Source organism: Paenibacillus sp. Root52 (genome assembly GCF_001426865.1).
Taxonomy (GTDB): Bacteria; Bacillota; Bacilli; order Paenibacillales; family Paenibacillaceae; genus Paenibacillus.
The window spans coordinates 636,920-660,085 of record NZ_LMFO01000012.1; the positions used below are offsets into that span (position 1 = coordinate 636,920).

At 44.9% G+C, this 23,166-nt stretch carries 22 protein-coding genes; 13 read left to right on the forward strand and 9 right to left on the reverse strand.

The window, feature by feature from the left end; genetic code table 11:
* From ASD24_RS14465 to ASD24_RS14495, 7 genes are all read left to right on the forward strand, one after another.
* Nucleotides 1-873, forward strand: a complete 873-nt coding sequence (locus ASD24_RS14465; RefSeq protein WP_056696803.1) for a 3-hydroxyacyl-CoA dehydrogenase family protein — start codon at nucleotides 1-3, stop codon at nucleotides 871-873.
* Nucleotides 870-2,075 carry an acetate kinase gene (locus ASD24_RS14470; RefSeq protein WP_056696806.1) on the forward strand — a complete coding sequence of 402 codons (1,206 nt, stop codon included), beginning with the start codon at nucleotides 870-872 and terminating at the stop codon, nucleotides 2,073-2,075. The genes ASD24_RS14465 and ASD24_RS14470 overlap by 4 nt, the downstream gene beginning before the upstream one ends.
* A gap of 101 nt (nucleotides 2,076-2,176) precedes the next feature.
* A complete protein-coding gene (gene asnS, locus ASD24_RS14475; protein ID WP_056696807.1) occupies nucleotides 2,177-3,472 on the forward strand; it encodes an asparagine--tRNA ligase in 1,296 nt (431 codons plus the stop codon).
* A 17-nt stretch (nucleotides 3,473-3,489) separates the two neighbouring features.
* Nucleotides 3,490-4,191 carry a DnaD domain-containing protein gene (locus ASD24_RS14480; protein ID WP_056696984.1) on the forward strand — a complete coding sequence of 234 codons (702 nt, stop codon included), beginning with the start codon at nucleotides 3,490-3,492 and terminating at the stop codon, nucleotides 4,189-4,191.
* Between the two features lie 260 nt (nucleotides 4,192-4,451).
* Nucleotides 4,452-4,943 (forward strand): RNA polymerase sigma factor, encoded by a 492-nt coding sequence (locus ASD24_RS14485; RefSeq protein WP_235540567.1) that lies wholly within the window; start codon nucleotides 4,452-4,454, stop codon nucleotides 4,941-4,943.
* Nucleotides 4,936-5,382 carry a hypothetical protein gene (locus ASD24_RS14490; protein WP_056696809.1) on the forward strand — a complete coding sequence of 149 codons (447 nt, stop codon included), beginning with the start codon at nucleotides 4,936-4,938 and terminating at the stop codon, nucleotides 5,380-5,382. The genes ASD24_RS14485 and ASD24_RS14490 overlap by 8 nt, the downstream gene beginning before the upstream one ends.
* 28 nt (nucleotides 5,383-5,410) lie before the next feature.
* Nucleotides 5,411-6,685 (forward strand): DUF6677 family protein, encoded by a 1,275-nt coding sequence (locus tag ASD24_RS14495; RefSeq protein ID WP_082560407.1) that lies wholly within the window; start codon nucleotides 5,411-5,413, stop codon nucleotides 6,683-6,685.
* A gap of 107 nt (nucleotides 6,686-6,792) precedes the next feature.
* Here the strand turns inward: ASD24_RS14495 and ASD24_RS14500 are convergent, their stop codons facing one another.
* From ASD24_RS14500 to ASD24_RS14530, 7 genes are all read right to left on the reverse strand, one after another.
* Nucleotides 6,793-7,446 (reverse strand): methylthioribulose 1-phosphate dehydratase, encoded by a 654-nt coding sequence (locus tag ASD24_RS14500; protein WP_056696813.1) that lies wholly within the window; start codon nucleotides 7,444-7,446, stop codon nucleotides 6,793-6,795.
* Nucleotides 7,447-7,448: 2 nt separating this feature from the next.
* Nucleotides 7,449-8,126, reverse strand: coding sequence for a 2-hydroxy-3-keto-5-methylthiopentenyl-1-phosphate phosphatase (locus ASD24_RS14505; RefSeq protein ID WP_056696815.1), 678 nt, complete (start codon nucleotides 8,124-8,126; stop codon nucleotides 7,449-7,451).
* Nucleotides 8,123-9,346: a 2,3-diketo-5-methylthiopentyl-1-phosphate enolase gene (locus tag ASD24_RS14510; RefSeq protein ID WP_056696818.1), complete on the reverse strand. Its 1,224-nt coding sequence runs from the start codon at nucleotides 9,344-9,346 to the stop codon at nucleotides 8,123-8,125. Before ASD24_RS14510 ends, ASD24_RS14505 begins: the two co-directional genes overlap by 4 nt.
* Complete coding sequence (gene proC / locus ASD24_RS14515; protein WP_056696819.1) at nucleotides 9,343-10,203, reverse strand: pyrroline-5-carboxylate reductase; 861 nt, start codon at nucleotides 10,201-10,203, stop codon at nucleotides 9,343-9,345. Before proC ends, ASD24_RS14510 begins: the two co-directional genes overlap by 4 nt.
* 34 nt (nucleotides 10,204-10,237) lie before the next feature.
* Nucleotides 10,238-11,485 (reverse strand): glutamate-5-semialdehyde dehydrogenase, encoded by a 1,248-nt coding sequence (locus tag ASD24_RS14520; protein ID WP_056696821.1) that lies wholly within the window; start codon nucleotides 11,483-11,485, stop codon nucleotides 10,238-10,240.
* Nucleotides 11,486-11,552: 67 nt separating this feature from the next.
* Nucleotides 11,553-12,656, reverse strand: coding sequence for a glutamate 5-kinase (proB, locus tag ASD24_RS14525; RefSeq protein ID WP_056696823.1), 1,104 nt, complete (start codon nucleotides 12,654-12,656; stop codon nucleotides 11,553-11,555).
* Nucleotides 12,657-13,283: 627 nt separating this feature from the next.
* Nucleotides 13,284-14,492, reverse strand: a complete 1,209-nt coding sequence (locus ASD24_RS14530; RefSeq protein ID WP_056696825.1) for a pyridoxal phosphate-dependent aminotransferase — start codon at nucleotides 14,490-14,492, stop codon at nucleotides 13,284-13,286.
* Nucleotides 14,493-14,778: 286 nt separating this feature from the next.
* Here ASD24_RS14530 and ASD24_RS14535 point away from each other — a divergent pair, with 286 nt between their 5' ends.
* The 4 genes from ASD24_RS14535 (at nucleotide 14,779) to ASD24_RS14550 (ending at nucleotide 18,852) form a co-directional block, all read left to right on the forward strand.
* Nucleotides 14,779-15,798, forward strand: coding sequence for an ABC transporter substrate-binding protein (locus tag ASD24_RS14535; RefSeq protein WP_056696826.1), 1,020 nt, complete (start codon nucleotides 14,779-14,781; stop codon nucleotides 15,796-15,798).
* A 211-nt stretch (nucleotides 15,799-16,009) separates the two neighbouring features.
* Complete coding sequence (locus tag ASD24_RS14540) at nucleotides 16,010-17,665, forward strand: ABC transporter substrate-binding protein (RefSeq protein WP_056696828.1); 1,656 nt, start codon at nucleotides 16,010-16,012, stop codon at nucleotides 17,663-17,665.
* Between the two features lie 100 nt (nucleotides 17,666-17,765).
* Complete coding sequence (locus ASD24_RS14545; protein ID WP_056696830.1) at nucleotides 17,766-18,584, forward strand: carbon-nitrogen family hydrolase; 819 nt, start codon at nucleotides 17,766-17,768, stop codon at nucleotides 18,582-18,584.
* 82 nt (nucleotides 18,585-18,666) lie between these two features.
* On the forward strand, nucleotides 18,667-18,852 hold the full coding sequence (locus tag ASD24_RS14550) for a hypothetical protein (protein WP_056696834.1): 186 nt from the start codon (nucleotides 18,667-18,669) through the stop codon (nucleotides 18,850-18,852).
* 233 nt (nucleotides 18,853-19,085) lie between these two features.
* On the opposite strand, the gene ASD24_RS14555 is transcribed toward ASD24_RS14550, so the two are convergent.
* Nucleotides 19,086-20,009 (reverse strand): LysR family transcriptional regulator, encoded by a 924-nt coding sequence (locus tag ASD24_RS14555; RefSeq protein WP_056696987.1) that lies wholly within the window; start codon nucleotides 20,007-20,009, stop codon nucleotides 19,086-19,088.
* A 326-nt stretch (nucleotides 20,010-20,335) separates the two neighbouring features.
* On the opposite strand from ASD24_RS14555, the gene leuC reads away from it, so the two are divergent.
* Entirely contained in the window at nucleotides 20,336-21,757 is a 1,422-nt protein-coding gene (gene leuC / locus ASD24_RS14560; protein WP_056696989.1) for a 3-isopropylmalate dehydratase large subunit, read from the forward strand.
* 30 nt (nucleotides 21,758-21,787) lie between these two features.
* Nucleotides 21,788-22,390, forward strand: coding sequence for a 3-isopropylmalate dehydratase small subunit (gene leuD / locus ASD24_RS14565; protein WP_056696836.1), 603 nt, complete (start codon nucleotides 21,788-21,790; stop codon nucleotides 22,388-22,390).
* Nucleotides 22,391-22,513: 123 nt separating this feature from the next.
* On the opposite strand, the gene ASD24_RS30320 is transcribed toward leuD, so the two are convergent.
* Nucleotides 22,514-23,083 carry a hypothetical protein gene (locus ASD24_RS30320; protein WP_235540569.1) on the reverse strand — a complete coding sequence of 190 codons (570 nt, stop codon included), beginning with the start codon at nucleotides 23,081-23,083 and terminating at the stop codon, nucleotides 22,514-22,516.
* Nucleotides 23,084-23,166 lie beyond the last annotated feature (83 nt).

A 23,166-nucleotide genomic window follows, 5' to 3' on the forward strand; every position in this document is an offset into this window, starting at 1 on the left:
ATGTTTTTTAAAAAAATAGGAGTTGTCGGCGGCGGTACGATGGGGCAAGGTATTTCCCAAATGCTCGCAGCCAAAGGACTTGATGTGCTTCTGGTGGAGCATACAACGGAGAAGCTTGATTATGCCTATAATATGATCGAGACCAACTTGGATAAACAACTAGAGAAATGGGCAATTACGAAGGCAGAGAAAAAACTGATCCTTTCCCGTATTAACAAAGTTGCTCATTTGGCAGAACTGGGTTCTTGCGATATGGTCATTGAGACGATTACGGAAGACCTGGAAGCTAAAAAAGCAGTGTTTAGCCAACTGGATCAAGTTTGCCCAAGTAATGTTATTCTTGCAAGTAATACATCCACGCTGAGTTTGACCGAGCTTGCAAGCTCGACCAAGTACCCAGAGCGTGTTATTGGTATGCACTTTATTCACCCGGTATCCCGGGTTGATCTTGTTGAAATTATTCGTGGCTTGAAGACGTCTGATTCCACATTTGATGAGACTAGACGTTTTGTTGAAGAAGTGGCTGACAAAAAAGGCGTTATGATTTATGAATCCCCAGGATTCGTTACATCACGTTTGATCTGCCTTCTGATCAATGAAGCACTGCATGTATTGCAAGAAGGTGTTGCTTCTGCTGAAGACATCGATGATGCAATGCGTATCGGATATAACTTCCAGCATGGACCACTTGAGATGGCTGACCGTTTCGGACTTGATTCCGTTGAAGCAGCACTCGAAAGAATGTTCCGTGAATTCGGGGAATTGAAATATCGTCCTTCGACTGTCCTGAAGAAAATGGTACGTGCAGGACACTTGGGTGTAAAAACGGGCGAAGGATTCTTCAAGTACGACAAGGATGGTGACAGACTGTGAAAGTATTAGTAATCAACGCGGGGAGTTCCTCGCTTAAATATCAATTGTATAATATGACAGACGAATCCGTACTCGCAAAAGGTCTTGTTGAGCGGATCGGAATGGACTCCTCCATTCTCACTCACAAGCCAGCAGGTCGCGAAGACGTGACTGAAGTTAGCGAAATTCTGGAGCATACGACTGCAATTCGTAAAGTTATCGATATGCTGACAGACAAAGAAAACGGAGTATTGGGTTCCGTAGACGAAATTCAAGCTGTGGGACACCGTGTTGTTCATGGTGGTGAAGCATTTAAAGAATCCGCATTGGTTGATGATGTAGCCAAAGCTGAAATTCGCCGTTTGTTCGACCTCGCACCGCTTCATAATCCTGCAGCGATGATGGGTATTCGTGCGGCTGAATTGAATATGCCAGGCGTTCCTCAAGTTATGGTCTTTGATACAGCATTCCATCAAACAATGCCTGAAAAAGCTTATCTGTATGCAATTCCGCGTGTACTTTACAAAAAATATAAAGTTCGTCGCTACGGAGCGCACGGTACTTCCCATGATTATGTAAGTAAAGCAGCAGCAGAATATCTGGATCGTCCGCTCCAAGACCTGAAAATTATCACTTGTCACGTGGGTAACGGTGGTAGTGTAACAGCAGTTAAAGGTGGTCTTTCTGTAGATACGTCCATGGGTATGACTCCGCTCGAAGGTTTGATGATGGGAACACGTAGTGGTGACCTTGATCCAGCGATTGTACCTTATGTAATGAACAAGGAAGAACTTAGCGTAAGTGAAGTAAACTCCATGCTGAACAAGCACAGTGGATTGCTCGCGATCTCTGGGATCAGCAGCGACATGCGAGAGATTACTGAAGGTATGGAGAATGGCGATGCTAACTCCACACTGGCTTTCGAAATGTACGAATATCGTCTGCGTAAATACATTGGTTCATATGCAGCAGCAATGAACGGTGTAGACGTAATCGTCTTTACAGCAGGTGTAGGCGAGAACTCTGTTGTTCTACGCCAAAAAGTTTGTGAACAACTGACGTACCTAGGTGTTGAACTAGACGAAGCTTTGAATGCTATCCGTTCCGGCGAACCACGCCGCATCACAACTAGCAATTCCAAAGTGGATGTTCTTGTTGTGCCAACGAACGAAGAATTGGTGATTGCAAGAGATACACACCGAATCGTATTGAATTCTCAGTAATCTAATTGTAAAGTGAATATAGCATGACAAGGAAGTGCAGGGGACAGGCATAAGCCTGCCCGCTGCATTTTCAAATTCAGCACTAAGGGAGAGATATGGGCATGAGCACGGAGTGTGTAATTCGTAACGTGAATGAACATGTAGGCGAGACCGTAAAGATCGGCGCCTGGATTAACAACAAACGTTCCAGCGGCAAAATTCAATTTTTGCAACTGCGTGATGGAACCGGATATATTCAAGGGGTCGTTGTAAAGAGTGAAGTGAGCGAAGAGATCTGGAATGCAGCAAAAAGTCTTACCCAAGAGAGCTCGCTATATGTTACAGGTATTATTCGTGAAGAGCCGAGAAGCAATTCCGGCTACGAAATGACGGTTACCGATGTCGAAATTATTCATCTCACGGAGAACTATCCAATTACGCCTAAAGAGCACGGTGTTGACTTCTTGATGGATCATCGTCATCTGTGGCTGCGTTCGACTAAACAACGTGCGGTTATGGTGATTCGTGCAGAGATCATCCGCGCTGTTCAGCAGTTTTTTGATGGTAACGGATTCACACAGGTTGATCCACCAATTCTGACACCATCTTCTGCAGAGGGGACTACGAATTTGTTCCACATTAAGTATTTTGATGAAGATGCATATCTGACACAAAGTGGACAGTTGTACATGGAAGCAGCAGCGATGGCACTTGGCAAAGTGTATTCCTTTGGACCTACGTTCCGCGCAGAGAAATCCAAAACGCGTCGTCACTTGATTGAGTTCTGGATGATTGAGCCGGAAATGGCGTTTGTAGATCATGAAGAGAGCTTGCGAGTACAAGAGAAGTTCATTGCGCATGTTGTACAATCCGTGGTGAAGAACTGCCGTGCAGAGCTAGAATCAATTGGACGTGATGTCAGCAAACTTGAAGGTATTGTTGCACCATTCCCACGCATCACATATGATGAGGCGATTGAGTTCCTAAATGGACAAGGCTTCGATATCCCTTGGGGAGAGGACTTCGGTGCACCACACGAAACAGCGATTGCTGAGAAGTATGATACACCGGTATTCATCACTCACTATCCAGCAGGCATCAAAGCATTCTACATGAAGCCTGACCCGAATCGACCTGAAGTTGTCCTCTGTGCAGATATGATTGCACCAGAAGGTTATGGAGAGATCATCGGAGGTTCGCAACGGATTGATGATCCAGAACTGATGAAACAACGCTTTGATGAGCACCAGCTTTCGGATGAAGCATATCAATGGTACTTGGATTTGCGTAAATACGGATCGGTACCTCACTCTGGTTTCGGTCTGGGATTGGAGCGGACGGTAGCTTGGATCTGTGGATTGGATCATGTACGTGAAACAATTGCATTCCCTCGTATGCTCTATCGTTTGTATCCTTAATGCTTAACCGTGATTCTATGGAAAATACCGGCTCCAAAGCCTGGATCAATGGAGCAGCTTATGGGATGACATCGGGAACAGCGCAGCTTCCTTATGCGTTATTACGCTATTATCATCAGTTAGGTCTTTCCGATGCAGAGGTGCTCTTGCTCATTCAACTTTTGGGCTTTCAACAGGCAGAATTCAATGAGTTTCCTACCTTGGAAGAGCTCGCTGGTCGTATGGGACTAGCCCCTGAAGGCATTGCGAGAATGCTGCAACGCTTGATGAAGGATGGATATGTTGCCATTGATGAGCACCGGGATGAGGAACGAGATATTCAGTACGAACGTTATGACCTGCATGGGCTGTTTGCACGATTAGCGACTTGTGTGGCTGAGGATGTTGCCGCTCTACAGAAACAACAGCTGGAACATAACGCACGTTCGAATTCGAACAGTGTTCAAATAGAAGAGGAAGAGCGTAATATGTTTTCCATCTTCGAAAAAGAATTCGGACGTCCGCTTTCACCCATGGAATGTGAAACGATCTCCAGTTGGTTGGATCAGGATCGGTATCAAGAAGAATTAATTCTGATGGCGCTGAAAGAGGCTGTGTTTGCAGGCAAGGTACATTTCCGATACATTGATCGAATCTTACTTGAATGGAGCCGTAATCGCGTGAAGACGGTTCAAGACGCCAAAGCGTATACGCAACGTTTTCGCAGTGGTGGTCGTTAATTCAACGTATAGAAGTATCTCTATTCAGACAATCAGACAGGCCAGATGTTATTCTGTGCCTGTCTTTTTATTGTGATATGATTCAGGATGAAAATTCCGCTTTTCAGGCGAAAGGCAACCATGTTATTAAAAAAATGAAATAATATGCAGGGGCAGAGTGAAGCTTTGTCGTCTAATGTAATGGAGAGGAGGGGAGAGTTATTGATGAAGCGCGCATAATTGAACGAATCCGTGAAGGAGACACATCTCAGGTTCGCTTATTGATCGATAAGTATAGCCAGCATGTATACCATGTGGCTTACTCGGTACTAAGAAACGATCAAGAAGCTCAGGATGCAGCTCAGGAAGCGTTCATACAGATGTACAAATCTCTCCCTGATTACCGATCCGAAGGCTTCAAAACATGGCTTACCCGCATTGCGTTTCACAAAGCAATTGATGCCAAGCGTAAGCTCGGTAGACGAAGCAATGAAGATCTAGGTGGAGAAGAGAGAATCCATCACTTACCTGGACGAGAAGAAGATGTCCTTACAAGGCTTATTCGAGAAGAACGTAAGGAAGCTCTACGAGCTCGAATTAGCCAATTGCCTGCTCAGCATCGTGATATCATCACGGCATATTATTTAAAAGAGAAAAATTATGAGCAAATTGCCCACGATGCCCAAGTGGCTGTGAAAACAGTAGAGTCCCGATTATATCGTGCGCGGCAGTGGATACGAAATCATTGGAAGGAGGATGAGTGGCGTGAATAAATCAGGTGTGTATACCGTTCAGGAATGGTCCGAATATATAGTAGGGCGAATCCCCCCCAATCAGTCACTGTATATGGAACAAGCACTTATAGACAATCCAGACGAAATGCACAATTATCTAGAAGCTCTCGATGTTCATGGAGAATTGCCTTCCTTGAGTGATCCAACGGGATTTGCCGACTCGATCATGCATCAGATTAATCAAATGCAACCGTCCAATGTCCGGCCTCTACCACGTTCGCATCGTTACCGCTGGCTTGAACATAAAGTATTTCATTACGCTGTGGCAGCCTGCCTGACGCTGATTTTCCTATCATCGGGGTTGTTTGACAAGGTAGCTCCTTATCATCTTCAAGATGGTGAGCATGGCGGATCATTTACGGAGAAATGGACGGAGGCAGCCACATCATGGCTGGATAACTTCAAACCGAAACCATAAATTAGTTCGTATTGCCTGAAAAGAAAGGATGACGTTTGTGCAATCAGATCGTAATAAATTACTCGCATTTCTACTAAATATGATTCCTGGGCTTGGATTCTTATATTGGAGAAGACCTATTCGGGCTGTAGTCTACCCGCTTCTCTTTTTTGGAACACTTGTCGGTTTCTTCATGTTGGGTATTGTATTGTCGGAACATGATTTGGTGATCTTTGGTGCTGTGGCATCCGTATTCTTCTGGGGGATCAGCATGCTTGATATGATTATCGTGCTGTTGAGTTCGACAAGCTATCGAGAAGAACAATATAAAGGATATAGGGCACCTTACGGCCGAGTGAGTGACTCTTATCATGACCGAAGGGTAGATTCGCTTGAGCCGAACGAAAGCCATGCAGATCACGTCTATGAAGGATATGATCGTCCTGAAGGGGCATATGGTAATCCGATGTATCGCAAAGGTACTGAAGGTGAACGATTCTTCACGATACTCCTTTCATTTATACCTGGACTTGGACATCTTCATATGGGGCTGTTGCATCGAGGACTATCGTTCTTAATTGCTTTCTTTGGATCCTTTGCAATGATGGTTTTTGTAGCATCTATTACGAATGAAGAGAACTTCTTAATGTTCCTGCTGATTCTACCTGTCATTTGGGTGTACTGTATGTTTGATGCGGTACAGCATATTCATCGCAAGCAGGCAGGTGAGGTAATAGAAGACCGCACGCTGTTTGAAGAGTTGGAAATGGGAAAAGTGAATGGGCGACGTAGCAGAATGCTAGCAACGCTGTTGTCGGCATTCCCAGGCGCGGGGCATCTCTACTTAGGTTTACAAAAAAGAGGTATGCAGCTCATGTTTTTGTTCCTGGGCAGTATATACATTCTAGATTTGCTTCGTTTATCCGTATTTTTGTTTATGATTCCACTCATCTGGTTCTATAGCTTCTTTGACGGTCTTCAATGCTCAAGCCGGTATGGACGGGAACCGTTAGAGGATCATCCCATCTTCAAGGATTGGGCGCGCCATCAACGACTGATTGGGTTCGGCATTGCAGCACTGGGCTTGTACTACTTAGCAATTCGTCTTATTATTCCGCAACTCAGTGAGATGTTCCCCAACGTATTCTTGACGTACGAGATTCGATCCTACCTGAATACAATGATCGTCTCGCTACTACTTATCGTTGGAGGATTGAAGCTGCTCTTTGGGAAGCAACGTCCGATCAAGAGTGGAAGCGGCAAAAATCCCGACGATGAACTCGACAGTCTCTTCTTGTTCAAAGATCGTGAAGATCGATCCTAAATCAAAAAACACGCCATAGTTCCTCATTGGAACATCGGCGTGTTTTATGTTTTTTGAAGCGAAGCGTTCGTCTGAAAGCTTTCTCCAAGAAAGCTACATCATATTAATTACGATGTAGCCCCTTTAAGCAATAGCTGACGATACATCACTTCGAACAAAAATTCGAAGGCCTCTAGATGTCTTTTGGCTTCAAAAGCATCTTTACCCCATGCATAAATACCGTGATTACGCAGCAAGATACCCGGTACTTTGGCATCAAGTACATCTGGAACCAATTCAGCAATTGAAGGAATATCAGCAAAGTTAGGCAGAATCGGTACACGAATCTCCGCATTTTCCTCCCAAATGTTAAATGCTTTGATCAATTCGATTCCTTGGATTGGCACTTGGCCATCAGCGCCGAAGAACTCACTAATTAGATTGTTATATACGGTATGTACGTGGAATACCGCGCCGCAACCCGTTAAGCGGTAGATTTCGCAGTGAATTAGCGTTTCTGCACTAGGCTTCAGGTTTGTTGTTTCAATCGCTTTACCTTGCTTGTCCACGAACAGGAAATCTTCTGGCGTACGCAGAGATTTATCTTTGCCGGAAGCTGTTACTGCAAAATAAAACTGTTCCGGATCAAAATCACCAACACGCATGGACAAGTTTCCACTTGTACCTGGGAACCAGTTACGGCTGGCAAACAGTGCTTTAACATCCGCTAGTTCTTCGAGAACTTGACGTTTGTGTTCCAAAGTAATTTTCTCAAACCCCATCTTTACAGCACTCCTTGTGTTTGCTTCTGTTTCATATCTTCGATGATATCGTAAAAGGTAGTGAATGGCACATGATCGACACCAAGTTCAATACATTTATCCGTTAAAATAGAACGAGAATAGACCAGATCGGCGATTTTAGCACCTTCAAAATCAGTAAGGCTATCGCCAATCAGAATTCGATTATATTGATCTGCAGGGAAGGTACGGATGACTGTAGTTTTGCACATACCGCAGCCATTCTCGCAAGGAGGCTGGCAAGGATGCGGCCATTCAATCCGAATGGTTTCACCCGTAAAATCAGCTCCGTTACAATACACATGATCCTGCGGGATATCAAATGGTGCGAGCAAGGGTTCGATGAAAAAGTCCATGCCTCCGCTGGTCACATTGAATTCAATGCCTTCACGGCGTACAAATTCTAGAAATTCGCTGAAGCCTTCACGAATACCGGCTTGTCCAAGCACAAATTCCACAATCTCATTTTTTTGTGAGGAGGGCAGGAGGGCGAACATTGCCCCAACGCCTTCACGCAACGTTATTTTTTGTTCAATGGTATCTTTCATAATAGCCTCAATACCAGGAGGATTGAATTTTTTCATAATGGCAACGATATTGTCCGAAAGCGTAATGGTTCCATCAAAATCGCAGAAAATGACGGTTTGTTTATCACTTCTCATCGTTCACCACCCCATAGATCCAATGCGCTTTTGAGTTCCGGATGCTCCAATGCATGTTGTGCCAGAGGAATCGAACGCTGCGATGCCTCGATTGCCTGCAAGAATGCACGTCCACCAGCTTCAGTGCCCATAGGATGTCCATGAATGCCTCCGCCAGCATTTACAATCACATCGGTACCGAAATCCCGCAGAATCAGCGGTACAAGGCCAGGATGTATTCCTGCTGAAGGAACAGGCATGCTTGCACGCACAGGAAGCTCAGTCGACAACAATTGTTCAGTAATCGCCATATTCTCTTCTTTTGGCATCGTTACTGAGCCATATGGAGATGGGAACAAGACGATGTCTGCACCCGCAAGTCGCATCAATTGGCCAAGTAAGACGGAAGCAGAGATACCGTAATGTGGAGATGGATACACTGCGCCAGCAAGGGCTGGATGAGCCATAATTGGCACATTGATATCCGGGTCGCTGCTAAGCTCGTGTAGAACGTCATATCCGTACGCTAATACGTTAAATAACAAGGCATTAGCTCCGGCGTTAATGGCACGTTCAGCCTGTTTTTTCAGTTGTGAGGTCGAACCGGTCAGATTCGCTGCATATAGCAGTTTCTTTCCAGTTTCTTGACGAGCCTGCTCGGCTGCTTTCATACAAACCTCGACTCTTTTTTCAATCGGAGTTAGTTTGTTCTCAAACAGAATTTCATCATCTTTGATGAGATCAACGCCACCGAGCGCTTGACGGATAAACTGCTCACGTAACTCGTCTGCATCTAGTCCGATAACGGATTTGAAAATACTCATTAACAGCGGACGATCATGTACACCAAGCAGATCACGAACACCGTTTAGTCCAAATTTAGGACCAGGGAATGCGCTCAGGAAATTGTCTGAGAAGCCAAGCTGTGTAAGCTTAATGCGCCCATCCATCGAAATTTTACCAAATACGGTAACAAGCAGAGCCGGAATATCTCGGCTAAAGTTTACATCTGGATATCCAATTGTGATATCAGCATAACGCTCACCAGGAGACATACCGTTAGGCTCATGCACTTCAACCTTAATGACTTCTCCTAGATGCTTCTGCATCGCTTCGCGTTTGGCCTGTGGTAATTCAGTCCAGCTGCCAACAGTCATGCCAACGGCAATGGATTCCGCTTTTTTACGAAAATCGGCATGATCGTCATGCAAACGATATGTAGCAGTACACATGTTATTCATTTAAAATCTCCTTCCAAAGCAGCCCCCATTTCCCGTGAGCGCTCAGCACAACGGTTAACGGCTGCAATTACATTTTCAAAGAAGTCGCCTTCGTCGAGCTTCTTCAGTGCAGCTTGAGTTGCACCTCCAGGAGACGTAACATCACTGCGAAGCTTCATTGGCTCCAGCCCTGTCTGCTGAACCATTCGGGAAGCACCAAGCACCGTCTGAACGGTTAGATCACGTGACTGTTGACTGGACAAACCGCCTCGAATACCTGCAGCGATCATAGCCTCCATTAGATAGTATACATAAGCCGGTCCACTTCCCGAAATCCCTGTAAGAATCTCTAACTTATCTTCAGGCACAATGGTCACGATCCCGACAGCTTCAAACATGGTCATAACAGTGCTACGCTGGTCGTCTGTTATTTCGGCCGAGAAGGCAAGGCCTGTAGCGCCAAGTCCAATTGTACTTGATGTATTTGGCATTGTACGAGCGATAGGCTGTTTACGACCGAGCAGCGTTTGCATCGTACGTATAGACAATCCGGCAATGACGGATACGATCAGTTGATCTGGTGATAAAAGGGGACCCAATTCCCGCAGAGCAGCAGCGGCATCCTTTGGTTTCATGGCCAATACAATAACGGATGAACCCGAGAGAATCTCCTGGGATTGTGCCGCAGTTCCGGTATGAACCGCGTAACGGCTGCTGAGTTCCTCCTGACGTTTCTGGTTGCTGCGGTTCAGCATCGTAATATCCTGTGGACGTACGACAAGGCGGGAGATTAATCCGCGTACGATTGCTTCGGCCATCGCACCTGCTCCGTGGAAAGTGATTTTCTGTTGTAATAACGTCTGTTGTTCTTGACTCATGATTATCGTCCTCCTAAATAACTAAACTGCGAACTTATTGACGGATCTGACCATCGCCAGTAATGCGATATTTGGTTGATGTAAGTGCAGGTAATCCCATTGGACCACGTGCATGTAACTTTTGAGTACTGATGCCTATTTCGGCTCCATAACCAAACTCGAAGCCGTCTGTGAAACGGGTAGAAGCATTATGATACACGGCTGCTGCATCAACATCATGCAAGAAACGCTCAGCGTTTTCTGTATTCGCCGTTACGATACATTCGGAATGCTTGGTGCCGTATTGTGCAATGTGCTGCATGGCTTCCTCCAGGCCGGATACAACCCGGATATTCAAAATGTAGTCGTTATACTCTGTCGCATAGTCTTCTTCGCTAACTGGTTGGGCAGAAGGGACAATACGTCGCACAGTATCGCAACCTTTTAATAGCACGTTTAGCTCTCGGAATTGTTCCGCAACGGTTGCAAGATGTTGCTCTGCGAAAGCAGCGTGTACTAATAGAGTTTCCATAGAGTTACATACGGATGGACGTTGCGCTTTGGCATTAATTGCAATCTCTGCTGCCATTACCGGGTCGGCAGATTCATCCACATAGGTATGGCAGATGCCTGCACCTGTTTCAATGACTGGTACTGTCGCATTCGCAACTACATTTTGTATGAGTGAAGCTCCGCCGCGAGGAATAATGACATCTAGCAATCCATTCAGTTTAAGCATCTCGTCCACAGACGAACGATTGGCATCTTCCACAAGCTGTAGGGCGTCTGGAGGTAAATCTGTCTTTGCCAATGCCTCGTGTAATACCTCTACAATTTTGCGATTGGAGGAGAGGGCAGATGATCCGCCGCGCAGTAGAACTGCATTGCCAGTCTTGAGGCATAACCCTGCAGCATCTACTGTAACATTAGGTCGTGCTTCATAGATAATACCAATGAGCCCGATCGGTACTCTTAACTTCTGAATGTGCAAACCATCTGGACGCGTAAAGGTTTCAAGAACTTCACCCACAGGGTCTGGCAGATCCACGATCTGACGAAGTCCCTCTGCGATTCCCGCAATTCGTTCTTGATTTAACGCTAACCGGTCAAGCATAGATTCTGGCGTTCCTTGTTGTCTACCGCGCTCCAGATCTTCACCATTTGCAGTAATAATGATATCTGACTTCTCCAGGAGAGCATCTGCCATGGCAAGGAGAGCTTTATTTTTCTGATCTGTAGTCAGTCGGTTCAATTGTGGAACTGCGGCTTGTGCCTGAATGGCTTTTTGTCTCACTTCACTCATTGTTGTATTCCTCCCATTTTCTCTGATTCGTATGAAAAATAAATCAACCTAAGCCTGTTGCCCAGCCTTATTTCAAAGTAATCCATTCATCCCGATGGATAACCTCAAGTCGATGAATGCTATTTAATGTTTTGATAACCTCACCACTAGGTAGTCCTGCGATAAGTCGCAGTTGGTCATCATCGTAATTTACAATCCCACGGCCAAGCAGTGTATCATCGGGTCCAAGGACTTCGACGACATCACCGGCATGAAAGGTGCCAAGCACCCGCCGAACACCGACGGGGAGAAGACTATGTCCGCCATGCACGAGAGCTTCCTCTGCACCAGCGTCTACAACGACGGTTCCAAGCGGAGTAGACATGAAGCCAAGCCATTGTTTCTTACGGGATAGAGAAGCAAGCTTGGTTTCGAAATAGGTTCCTTTACCTGTGCCCTCCACAGCTTGGAGCATATCACCAGGCTCATTCACACGGCCAACAAAGACAGGTACGCCTCCACGTGTTGCTACTTTGGCTGCATCCACCTTAGAGCGCATACCCCCGGTACCCACAGATGATCCGGAACCTCCTGCAAAGGCATAAATCTCGGCTGTTATTTCTGTAATCCGATCGTATCGTGTAGCAGAAGGATCTTTGCGTGGATCTGCGGTGTAGAGGCCGTTGGTATCCGTCAGGATAACCAAGTGTTGCGCCTTCACTAGATTCGCGACCAGAGCAGACAATAGATCATTATCTCCAAATTTGAGCTCATCGACAGATACCGTATCATTCTCATTAAAGATCGGAATAACACCTTGTTTCAGCAATTCCTCGACGGTCATCCCCGCGTTACCCATCCGTTTTCTGCTATGAAAATCGGTTCGAGTCAGAAGGATTTGTGCCGTAGTAACGCGGTGCGCCGCAAAAGCCTGTTGATATGCTTGCATCAGCAATGCCTGCCCAACAGCCGCCGCTGCTTGTTTCTCATGGAGCAATTTAGGGCGGTGCACGTATCCGATCTCTCGGAATCCTGCGGCAACAGCGCCTGATGTGACGAGAAGCACTTCATGACCATTTTGCATTAACGCAGCAATTTCTCCAGCAAAAAAAGCAATGGAGTCGCGGTCGAGTCCGCCTTCTTCCGTAGTAAGCGAGCTACTACCAATCTTAACAACTATACGTGAGGACATGCTTTCACTTCCTTAAACATAATGAATGACTCGTTACAGAACAATGTTCAAAAAGTATCGTTTTCAGAGCCTATAGAAGACTCGTGAAGCCGCAGTCATGCATCGTCATGCAATGCGAATTTCTGAACAACCTCTTAAAGGAAAATCTATACAGGTACAAAAAAACTCCCGCCCTTTTTGTTATAAAAAGGACGAAAGTTTGTTACTTCCGCGGTACCACCTTTATTGATGAGTATATCATCCGGCTTAATGCCCTGTAACAGAAGGCACTGTCCTGTTCATATCGTGTTTGTTCAAAAAGTTCACCAGTTTCATCCCATCTTATCGATAGCCCAAACGGTATATTTGAACACGCATATATAAAAACAGGCCGCTCAGGGGTAGGTTTCGGAGAGAAGTCACGGTAAATTCTTGCAGCCTCATGGAATTTACTCTCTGTGCGTGTCTTGTTCCTCTCGTACTGGTCCCGTCATCACGTTTCGTTCAATATTTCTCTATAACATACCATGGAAACTCCGCAGATGCAAAGGGATATACAGCCTCTAATGCTCCCCATTTCTAGCTTCTTTTCATCTTCTCGGACTGAGAAGCGATCAATCTCAAGACAAACGATAAAAGCTACGATTATTACTTAAATAAGTTGAGCTTACCAATGCGCTCTACAGCTTCTCGTAACCGTGTCTCATCACTTAATAGCCCAGCACGAACATAACCTTCGCCATGCGTACCAAAACCAATTCCAGGAGCTACAGCAACCTTGGCTTCTCGTAAGAGTAGGTCAGCAAAAGCAGCAGATGTGAAACCTTCAGGCACAGGTAGCCAACTGAAGAATGAACCACCTGGCTTGGCAGCCTGCCAACCGATATGCTCAAGTGCATCATAAAACGCATTGCGACGAGATTCATACCGTGCCACTAGATCTGTGACACATTGCTGAGAGGAGGTCAATGCTGCTGAAGCAGCTGATTGAATACCACCGAACAGACTGACATAAATGTGATCTTGCAATAGATTGATTTTCGAGATAATGTCCGCATTCCCAAGGGCGAAACCTACACGCCATCCAGCCATATTATACGTTTTGGATAGGGTGTAGAATTCAATTCCGACTTCCTTAGCACCTGGTGCTTGGAGGAAGCTCACAGGGCGGTGCCCATCGTATCCGATTGCACCATAGGCAAAGTCACTAGCTACAACAATCTGATTCTGAACAGCAAATTCCACTGTATCTTCATAGAAAGAAAGAGGAGCTGTGGCAGATGTCGGGTTGTTCGGATAGTTCAGATACATTAGCTTAGCCTTCGCTTTGTCCTCAGCAGAGATTGCTTCGTAGTCAGGCAAAAAAGCATTGGACTCCAGTAGTGGCATAAAATGCATATGTGCTTTGGCAAGAGCTACCCCAGACCAATAATCCGGGTAGCCTGGATCTGGAACCAAGCATACGTCACCTGGATTAAGTAACACTTGCGGTAATTGAACGAGACCCGTTTTGCCACCAAATAGAATTGCAACTTCTGTGTCTGGATCAAGATCAACATCGTAATCTTCCTTATATCGCTTCGCAATCGCTTCCTTCAAGAAGGCATATCCACTGAATGGTGAGTATTTGTGATAGAGCGGGTTTTCAGCCGAGTCCTGCAACGTTTTTACGATATGAGGTGGCGTTGGTGTATCGGGATTGCCTTGTCCAAGATTAATGACATCATGTCCAGCGTTAATTTCGCGATTCACATTCTGCACAAGACTTGCGAAGAACTGTGTAGGCAACTGTGTCATTACATCAGATGTAGGTATCGTAAAGGCTGAACGACCTGAATTATGCTGTGAATTCGTCATTAGTATCATCACTCCGGTTATTTAAAAATGGAAATAAGTATTCATTAATTTATCACGTCAATCCCGAGCTGTATAGAGGGAAAAGAGCACTGATGTTTCCTAACTACGTGGATGTTTCGGGTTTTTGTACAAAACGAAAAGTAGAAAATTACGTTTGTCCATTGAGCATAAACGATGATTTGTTTTATGATACAAATCGATAATGATAATCAATATCATTGATAAGATCGATTTTTCTTTTACAGAGAAATAAAGTACATGAAGAGATCTAGGGGGAGAAATAGGAATGAAAAAAGGTATACGAAATACGGCAGTTCTATTGACGCTAACGTGGTTATCCATGCTTCTACTTGCTTGTGGCAACGAGGCATCGACTTCTACAGCCAATTCTACAGAACAGTCTAGCACAGCCAGTGAGGCACAGTCCGGTACAACAACAGAGAATGATCAAGCAGCGACTTCAGCTAGTAACGAAGAAGCTCAAACTCGGATATTTAAAGATTGGACAGGCCATGAGGTAGAAATTCCAGTAACACCTAAACGAGTGATTTACCATGGTGAGGTTACGGGAGATCTTCTGGCGCTCGGCGTGGTACCCGTGGGCATACTTCGTCAAGAAGGAACCGTGTATGATGATCAAGTCATAGAAGCTGAGGACGTGGGATTCCCGATCAGCGTAGAGAAGTCTCTCTCGCTTAACCCGGATCTAATTATTTTCTCCAACAGTGATGAGAACCAGTATGAGGCAATCTCTAAGGTAGCACCAACAGTGACATTTGATTCGTTTGCAACGATTGAAGATAGAATGCGTACATTAGGTGATATGTTGAATAAAAAGGAAGAAGCTGAAGCGTGGATCACAGCCCATCAGCAATCGACAGAAGCGATGTGGCAGCAACTTCATGAGAATGGATTGAAAGCCGATGAGACCGCGTCGGTGTTCACGATGTATCCGGGCAATCGATTGTTCGTCATGGCGGGTGCAGGATTACCTCAATTGTTGTATGGGTCAGGTGGAATGAAGCCAACAGCAGAAATCCAGAAGGTATTGGATGAAGGGTTAGGCTTCGCTGAGATTTCAACAGAGAAACTGCCAGAATTCGCAGGTGATCGAATCTTTATCTTAAATCCTGTACCAGAGGAAGCGAAACAATCAACCAAAGAACTGCTTGATAGCTCAGTGTGGAAGAACCTGCCTGCGGTGAAGGCAGGTCACGTATACCAATTTGATATTGTCAAAGCTTCAAGTGATGCGGTATCTAGAGAGTGGCTTTTGGAAGAACTTCCTAAACAGATCACGCCATAAGATGCGGAAACAGCTCTAATATAATATCAAGGTACGAAATACTGCCAAATCAATAGTTGTGATTACTCACACATGAAGAACATTCAATATTTTTGTTGATATGTTCTTTTTGTTGTATGGATCCATGCAATATTCTGGATAAGTGTGCATACCTACGATATAATCAAAAGTATATGAAGTGATAATTATTCTCAATATAGGTGAATGAACTATGTATATAAATGATGAGGTGAACCTAATGCCTGTGTCGAAACAGGTTGAGGGCACGCTGTTCTTTTCGGCATTTATGTTCCGGTTTGGTAGTATAGAGCAGCGTAAGGAGCAACCTGAACAAAGGATGCTGGAGAAGGATTGCCGAAAACATACATTTTTGATTTGTGAGGAAGGCACCGGACGTCTTTACATTGGTCACAAGCAGTATGTATTTTCATCCGGAAGGATCTATCCCCTGGCTCCAGGCGAGAGCTATCAGATTGAACATGATGATAAGGTAGCTTTACAGTATGTGGTGGTTGAATATGATGTATTTCATGTGTTAACAGATGATCCTGAATTATACACGCGTTCATTATTTGAGCACCGTAACAAGCTGGGAGGTTATGCATACGCTCAGTTGAGCGGGATTCTAGAATCCATGCTTCCTATGCGTGAATATCATACATACAGCGAATATGCTGGGTTGAATGTGCAATTTCAGAAACTAATGGGGATGATGATTAACAGATATACTTCATTGGAGACGGAACTGAGTCCAGAAGGAAAAGTAAACAGTACGATAAAGTATGTGGACGAACATTATGCCGAGGAGATCACTGTACAAAAACTTGCAAAGCTAGCAGGGCTGCGGTCTGCTCAATACACGACGTTGTTTAGACAGCTCACAGGGCGTAAGCCACTGGATTATGTGAATCATGTGCGAATCCAAATCGCCAAAGAATGGCTAGGCAAATCCGATGAACCACTCAGAGACATTGCAAGCAGGGTTGGTTTTAAGGATGAATACTATTTCAGCAGACGTTTTCGCCAATCAACAGGTTTCGCTCCACGCCAATATGACCGATCTCTTCAGCGTCAGACACTTGTTCAAGACTTCTCTTCTCATGATGTGAACATTCCAGCCGTTCCTGAACGCATTATGTATTACGGGGAATCGGCAGGAGATATGTTGATCATGGATCTTCCGATTCTGAATCAACGAGCATATGATGCGGTGCAGCCGATGAATGTGGAAGAAACCGTGGAGATGAAACCGGACTTAATTATTTTTGACAGCAGCGATGAACAGCAATTTGAACAATTCTCTCGGATTGCACCGACACTTGCGTATAACTCTCATGCGACGCTAACCGATCGTATCCACATGATCGGAAGTTGGTTTGGTAAATTTACTGAGGCAGAGCAATGGTGGTTGACGTATACCGAAAATGAGATGAAAATGTGGCAAAAGCTCCAGGCATTCATTCAACCAGGGGAAACCGCTTCTGTTTTTGTCTATCATCGTGGTGCGCGATTATTCGTGATGGGTAACATTGGACTTGCTCCGATGTTATATCACCCCCTGGGATTCAAGCCAGTTGCGAAAATACAGGAAGCGTTGGCTGCAGGCAGAGCCTATAAAGAAATTGCTGCTGAGGCGTTGCACCAATATGCAGGAGACCGTGTTTTTCTTATGTTACCTGAAGATCCCATTGCAAGACAGGCGACGGAAGCTTTAATGCAGAGTGCTGCTTGGCAAGGGCTGAACGCAGTGAAAAATGGTCACGTATATCTGCTTGAAGAAACGATATGGAACTTGGGTGATGCACTAACCCGTATGAATCTACTAAACCTACTGCCAGAACTGTTAAGTCGGCGTTCTGATAGGTAGTCAAAAACGGACTTTTTGAACAACCTCTAAAAGTGCACTTGCAGACGTCAGGATGATCAAGCTATGATATCCAATATTACATTTCGGAGGAGCGCTAGTCATGACACAACAACAAGGAGAAATGCGAGTAGCCTTGATACAAGCTGATATTCAATTAGGAGATCCTGAGGCTAATCATCAACATATGCAATCATTGCTTGAGCGAGCAGTGGAACAATATCCTGATCTGGGCTTGGCTGTATTGCCTGAGATGTGGAATACAGGCTACGCCTTGGAGCAAATTCATGAGCTGGCTGACCCGGAAGGGGAATATTCACGAGCGTGGTTATCTGCTTTTGCTAAAAAGCATCAAATCTCGATTGTTGGTGGTTCCATTGCTGAGAAACGCAATAACCAAATTTACAATACGATGTATGCTTATGATCGGGAAGGTCGTGAGGTAACACGTTACGATAAACTGCATTTATTCCGATTAATGGATGAAGAAAAGTATTTGCAGCCTGGAGCAGAGCCGGAAATTTTTGAATTGGAAAATGGTCTTACGGCAGGGGCTTCCATCTGTTATGATATCCGCTTTCCGGAACTCGCGCGGACGTTAGCTCTGAATGGGGCCAAAGCTCTGATCGTACCAGCTGAATGGCCAAAACCCCGCCTGCATCACTGGCGCACACTTCTGACGGCTAGAGCCATCGAGAATCAGATGTATGTGATCGCATGTAATCGTGTAGGACTAGGAGGAGACACAGAATTCTTCGGGCATTCTCTCATTATCGACCCTTGGGGGGAGATTGTAGCTGAGGGCGGAGAAGGGGAGGAGATCGTAACGGGAATGATTCGTCCTTCCTTGGTGGATGAAGTTCGTGGACGTATTCCGGTATTTGAGGATCGGAGACCGGGACTTTACTTTGGTGAAAAATAAATAAAATATTGGGAATAAGTGTTTATCCTCTCAGTGGACGGGTAATGATAACTATCCCGTCACCAAGGAGGATGATCAATCAATGGACAACCATGTGAAAGATACGCTCAGGAGACTGGAACAGGATAACACAAGGGTAGATCACTTAAGACAATTCTTAGAGAATGGTGCAGGAGGGCTATCACCCCCTGAACAAGGAACGCCAGATGAAGGACGTCTGATGAATCAGCAGAACAGGCTGACGAGTGATCGTAATTTACGTAAATAAACTGTCAGATCGAAACGACCTATGTACGTTTCTACGTTAACTTAGATGATTAAACAATAAACGTGTGAAACATTGTGCTCGAACAGTGCAACACGCTCGAATAACTTGAAGAATGTCTTGCTGTAATAGGCAAGCGCTGTATGAAATAAAAGGGAAGACCCTAGGGTCTTCCCTTTTATTTGTCTTGAGTAAAGTGTAAGTCAACGCAGCACTGTACTTCGAATGATATATGTCTAATGATCATCTTCAGACAGCTTCGCAACCGTCTGCTTGAAGGTGTGGATGAAGGCTTCAGCCGCTTTGGATAATACTCGTCCCTGACGATACGCAACAACTAAAGTACGGCTCGGTACAGGCTCAGCCAAAGGCACATATACCGGTACAAATTCACTGCGAGGTGCTCGTGCGATAAAGCGCGGAACCAGAGTAATACCCATGCCTGTGGCTACTAGGGATTGTACGGTTTCAATGTTATTGCTCTCGAACACGACATTGGGATCAAAACCAGCCTGCTCACAGAGGTCAAAGGTTAGTTTGCGGAAACCTTGTCCTTTCTTCAAGACAACAAAAGACTCTTCACGAAGCTCCTCCATCCTTACGGGAATGGGATTGGTAGGATCACCTCGCTGTGCTAATGGATGCGTTGGAGGCACGGCCAAATCAATTCGTTCTTCACCGATTACAACATAGGATAGACTTGGTTCTTGTAGCGGAAGGGATAACAAGCTAAGATCGGCTTTGCCGCTTGCCGTTAGTTTCTCTAGCGTAAGACCCGAGTCCTCCAGCAACGTTACTTCAATCTCAGGATAAGTTTGTTGAAATGCAGGCAGAACATGCGGTAGTAGATGGGAGCCGGTAATTGGCATACTGCCTACAACGACTTTGCCTTTACGAAGTTGTGAAATGTCTGACATTTCCTGTCTGAGCAACTCAACCGCATCCACGATTTTCTGAGCCTGTTCAACAAAGGTAACACCAGCATGGGTCAATTCCACTGTGCTCGTATTTCGTTGAAAAAGGAGCACGCCCAATTCTTTTTCTAATTTGGATAATTGCTGGCTTAACGAAGGTTGTGCGATATGTAGCTTCTCTGCTGCACGGGAAAAATTACGTTCTGCCGCAATCTGCAACGTATATTGGAGCTGTCTAAATTCCATCGTCATTGGTCATTCCTTTCATCATTGCCACTATTATATCACCCTCAAGTCGTTTAATCCTTTTTTGCTAAAATACATTGACACAATCCGTTTAGAAACGTAGTATAGGGTTATGATAATGATAATTGTTATCAATTGAAACCTCTGCTGAGAGCAGTGGTTTATTTGGTTTTTCCTCGTTATAGGTTAATCCTATTACATCTATAGATATTATATCTTGGAACAATGAATGGACGAGTGATATATTTATGTCATTCAAGAGCTTCACTGATGTGGACGAAACAAGAGGCTCTTCCAAGGAACGAACTTATAATGAGGTGAAAATGATGAGTAAAAAAACGATGTTTGAGAAAATTTGGGAAAACCACGTAATTCATCAGGAAGAAGGCAAGCCAAGCATTCTTTATATCGATCTGCACCTTGTACACGAAGTAACTTCTCCACAAGCATTTGAAGGTCTGCGTTTGAGCGGTCGTAAAGTTCGTCGCCCTGAACTGACATTTGCAACAATGGATCACAACGTTCCAACGAAAGATCGTTTTAACATTACTGATCCAATCTCCAAACAACAAATTGATACGTTGTCGCAGAACTGCCGTGATTTCGGCGTTAAGCTATATGACTTGGACACGATTGATCAAGGTGTCGTACACGTTATGGGTCCTGAATTGGGTCTGACTCATCCAGGTAAAACGATTGTCTGTGGTGATAGCCATACCTCAACCCACGGTGCGTTTGGTGCACTTGCCTTCGGGATCGGAACAAGTGAAGTAGAGCATGTTATGGCGACTCAATGTTTACAACAAGCCAAAGCCAAAACGATGGAAGTTCGTTTTGTTGGTAAACGCAACCCGGGTGTAACGGCGAAGGATATGATCCTCGCAGTAATCGCTAAATATGGTACTGACTTCGCAACTGGATACGTTATCGAGTACACAGGCGAATCTATTCGTGAACTGAGCATGGAAGAGCGTATGACGGTCTGCAACATGTCCATCGAAGGTGGCGCAAGAGCAGGTATGATTGCTCCAGACGAAACAACATTTGAATATCTGCGTGGCCGTGAGTATGTACCTGCAGATGCAAAATTCGACGAAGCTGTTGCAGCTTGGAAAGAGCTTGTGACCGATGAAGGCGCGGAGTTTGATCGCGTAGTTGAGATCGATGTAGAGTCATTGATTCCACAAGTAACTTGGGGCACTAGCCCAGGTATGGGAACTGACATTTCTTCCAAAGTACCTGTTCCTGCGGAACTACCTACTGAAAATGAACGTAAAGCGGCAGAAAAAGCGCTTGAATATATGGGTCTTACCCCTGGAACACCAATCTCCGAAATTCCAGTGGATTATGTGTTCATCGGTTCTTGTACTAATGGACGGATCGAGGATTTGCGTGCGGCTGCACAAGTAGCCAAAGGCCACACGGTTTCCAGTAATGTTACGGCAATTGTTGTTCCGGGATCAGGACGTGTCAAAATCCAGGCTGAAAAAGAAGGACTTGATAAAATCTTCACAGAAGCTGGCTTTGAATGGCGTGATGCAGGATGCAGTATGTGTCTTGCGATGAACCCAGACGTATTGAAACCAGGTCAACGTTGTGCTTCAACATCCAACCGTAACTTTGAAGGACGTCAAGGACGCGGAGGACGTACGCATTTGGTATCTCCAGCAATGGCAGCCGCAGCGGCGGTTAAAGGTCACTTTGTTGATGTACGTGACTGGAATTTCAAGACGGAAGCAGTTATCTAATTGTAACGAATAGAAGGGAGAACGGATCATATGGAAGCTTTCAAAACACTGCAAGGCATCGTTGCACCGGTTGACCGGGTCAATGTAGATACAGACGCAATTATTCCTAAACAATTTTTGAAACGGATTGAACGCACTGGATTTGGACAATTTTTGTTCTACGAATGGCGTTTTGACGAAGAGGGCAACAACATTCCTTCTTTCGAAATGAACAAAGCACGTTATGAAGGGGCATCAGTTCTGATCTCTCGCGCTAACTTTGGCTGTGGATCTTCTCGTGAACACGCACCATGGGCGATCATGGACTACGGATTCCGTTGTGTGATTGCACCATCTTTTGCGGATATCTTCTATAACAACTGCTTCAAAAACGGAATTTTGCCGATCAAGTTGTCAGAAGAACAGGTGGAAGATCTGTTCCAACGCACTGCAACTCATGATGGCTACGAATTGAATGTAAGTCTTGAAAACAAAACGATTACAGATGCACACGGGTTGCGTATTGAGTTTGACCTGGATGAGCACCGTCGTCAGTTCCTATTGCAAGGACTGGATGATATCGGTTTGACACTTCAACATGACGATGAAATTACAGCATATGAGCAACGCCATGCGGCAAAATTGTTTGGTTAATTGCTAAAATAATAAGAGTAAAAGCTTCTGATTCACAGTATGGACCTGGTTCCAGTCTGTGATTCAGAAGCTTTTTTCATTTCAGCATATGTTGATCGATTGCTACTATCATTCATCGAGCTCTTATACGTAAAATACGGAGTCTTTCTTGGCCGAATATTGTAACACATATGCTGTATCACAGTTCATGGCTCTCGATGCGATTTTGACCTGAGTGTAATCCAATCTTGTTTCTCTAAGTACACGCTTGACGGCTTGAATGCCGAGCTTCTCATCTACAACATGGCAGTATATGTTCAAGGCGTATTGTATTACCGGATTGCTGGTCTTGCCCATATCGAAGCCGTCTATGAATCCTAGACCTCTCCAGCCCAGCTCACTTGTTAATACCTCCATTACTTTATCCTTAAGCCATAGATCACGTTTGCTCCCTGATATGCTCTTCATAGGATATTGGATGATTAAGATGACAGCCTCTTGCTTGGAAGCTTCTTCATAGCCTTGACTAGTATACCGTGATAGAAAATCACGTTTGAATTCGTTTGTATGATGATATTCCGCGGGAAAATCAATTCGACTTGTTGTGCCTAACGTGCCAACGGTTCCAGCATGTTCGACAAGCTGTCCATCTTCGATCCAGTATTCTGCGTACAGTAGTTTACCATCCGGTTTCTTCTTATATAAAGTAAACACGCCATACCTCCATGTGCATAGATTGTAATTGTAATATCTTAGACCTCGTGACCTATTTGAAGTTCCATAATATGTATAATCAA

Coding starts and splice junctions, on each gene's coding strand:
- leuC (WP_056696989.1), top strand. CDS start 20,336: ATGAGTAAAAAAACGATGTTTGAGAAAATTTGGGAAAACCACGTAATT.
- ASD24_RS14530 (WP_056696825.1), bottom strand. CDS start 14,492: ATGACGAATTCACAGCATAATTCAGGTCGTTCAGCCTTTACGATACCT.
- ASD24_RS14505 (WP_056696815.1), bottom strand. CDS start 8,126: ATGAGAAGTGATAAACAAACCGTCATTTTCTGCGATTTTGATGGAACC.
- ASD24_RS14535 (WP_056696826.1), top strand. CDS start 14,779: ATGAAAAAAGGTATACGAAATACGGCAGTTCTATTGACGCTAACGTGG.
- ASD24_RS14520 (WP_056696821.1), bottom strand. CDS start 11,485: ATGAGTGAAGTGAGACAAAAAGCCATTCAGGCACAAGCCGCAGTTCCA.
- ASD24_RS14545 (WP_056696830.1), top strand. CDS start 17,766: ATGACACAACAACAAGGAGAAATGCGAGTAGCCTTGATACAAGCTGAT.
- proB (WP_056696823.1), bottom strand. CDS start 12,656: ATGTCCTCACGTATAGTTGTTAAGATTGGTAGTAGCTCGCTTACTACG.
- ASD24_RS14480 (WP_056696984.1), top strand. CDS start 3,490: ATGGAAAATACCGGCTCCAAAGCCTGGATCAATGGAGCAGCTTATGGG.
- ASD24_RS14510 (WP_056696818.1), bottom strand. CDS start 9,346: ATGAATAACATGTGTACTGCTACATATCGTTTGCATGACGATCATGCC.
- ASD24_RS14555 (WP_056696987.1), bottom strand. CDS start 20,009: ATGGAATTTAGACAGCTCCAATATACGTTGCAGATTGCGGCAGAACGT.
- proC (WP_056696819.1), bottom strand. CDS start 10,203: ATGAGTCAAGAACAACAGACGTTATTACAACAGAAAATCACTTTCCAC.
- ASD24_RS14550 (WP_056696834.1), top strand. CDS start 18,667: ATGGACAACCATGTGAAAGATACGCTCAGGAGACTGGAACAGGATAAC.
- leuD (WP_056696836.1), top strand. CDS start 21,788: ATGGAAGCTTTCAAAACACTGCAAGGCATCGTTGCACCGGTTGACCGG.
- ASD24_RS14540 (WP_056696828.1), top strand. CDS start 16,010: ATGTATATAAATGATGAGGTGAACCTAATGCCTGTGTCGAAACAGGTT.
- asnS (WP_056696807.1), top strand. CDS start 2,177: ATGAGCACGGAGTGTGTAATTCGTAACGTGAATGAACATGTAGGCGAG.
- ASD24_RS14465 (WP_056696803.1), top strand. CDS start 1: ATGTTTTTTAAAAAAATAGGAGTTGTCGGCGGCGGTACGATGGGGCAA.
- ASD24_RS14495 (WP_082560407.1), top strand. CDS start 5,411: ATGACGTTTGTGCAATCAGATCGTAATAAATTACTCGCATTTCTACTA.
- ASD24_RS14500 (WP_056696813.1), bottom strand. CDS start 7,446: ATGGGGTTTGAGAAAATTACTTTGGAACACAAACGTCAAGTTCTCGAA.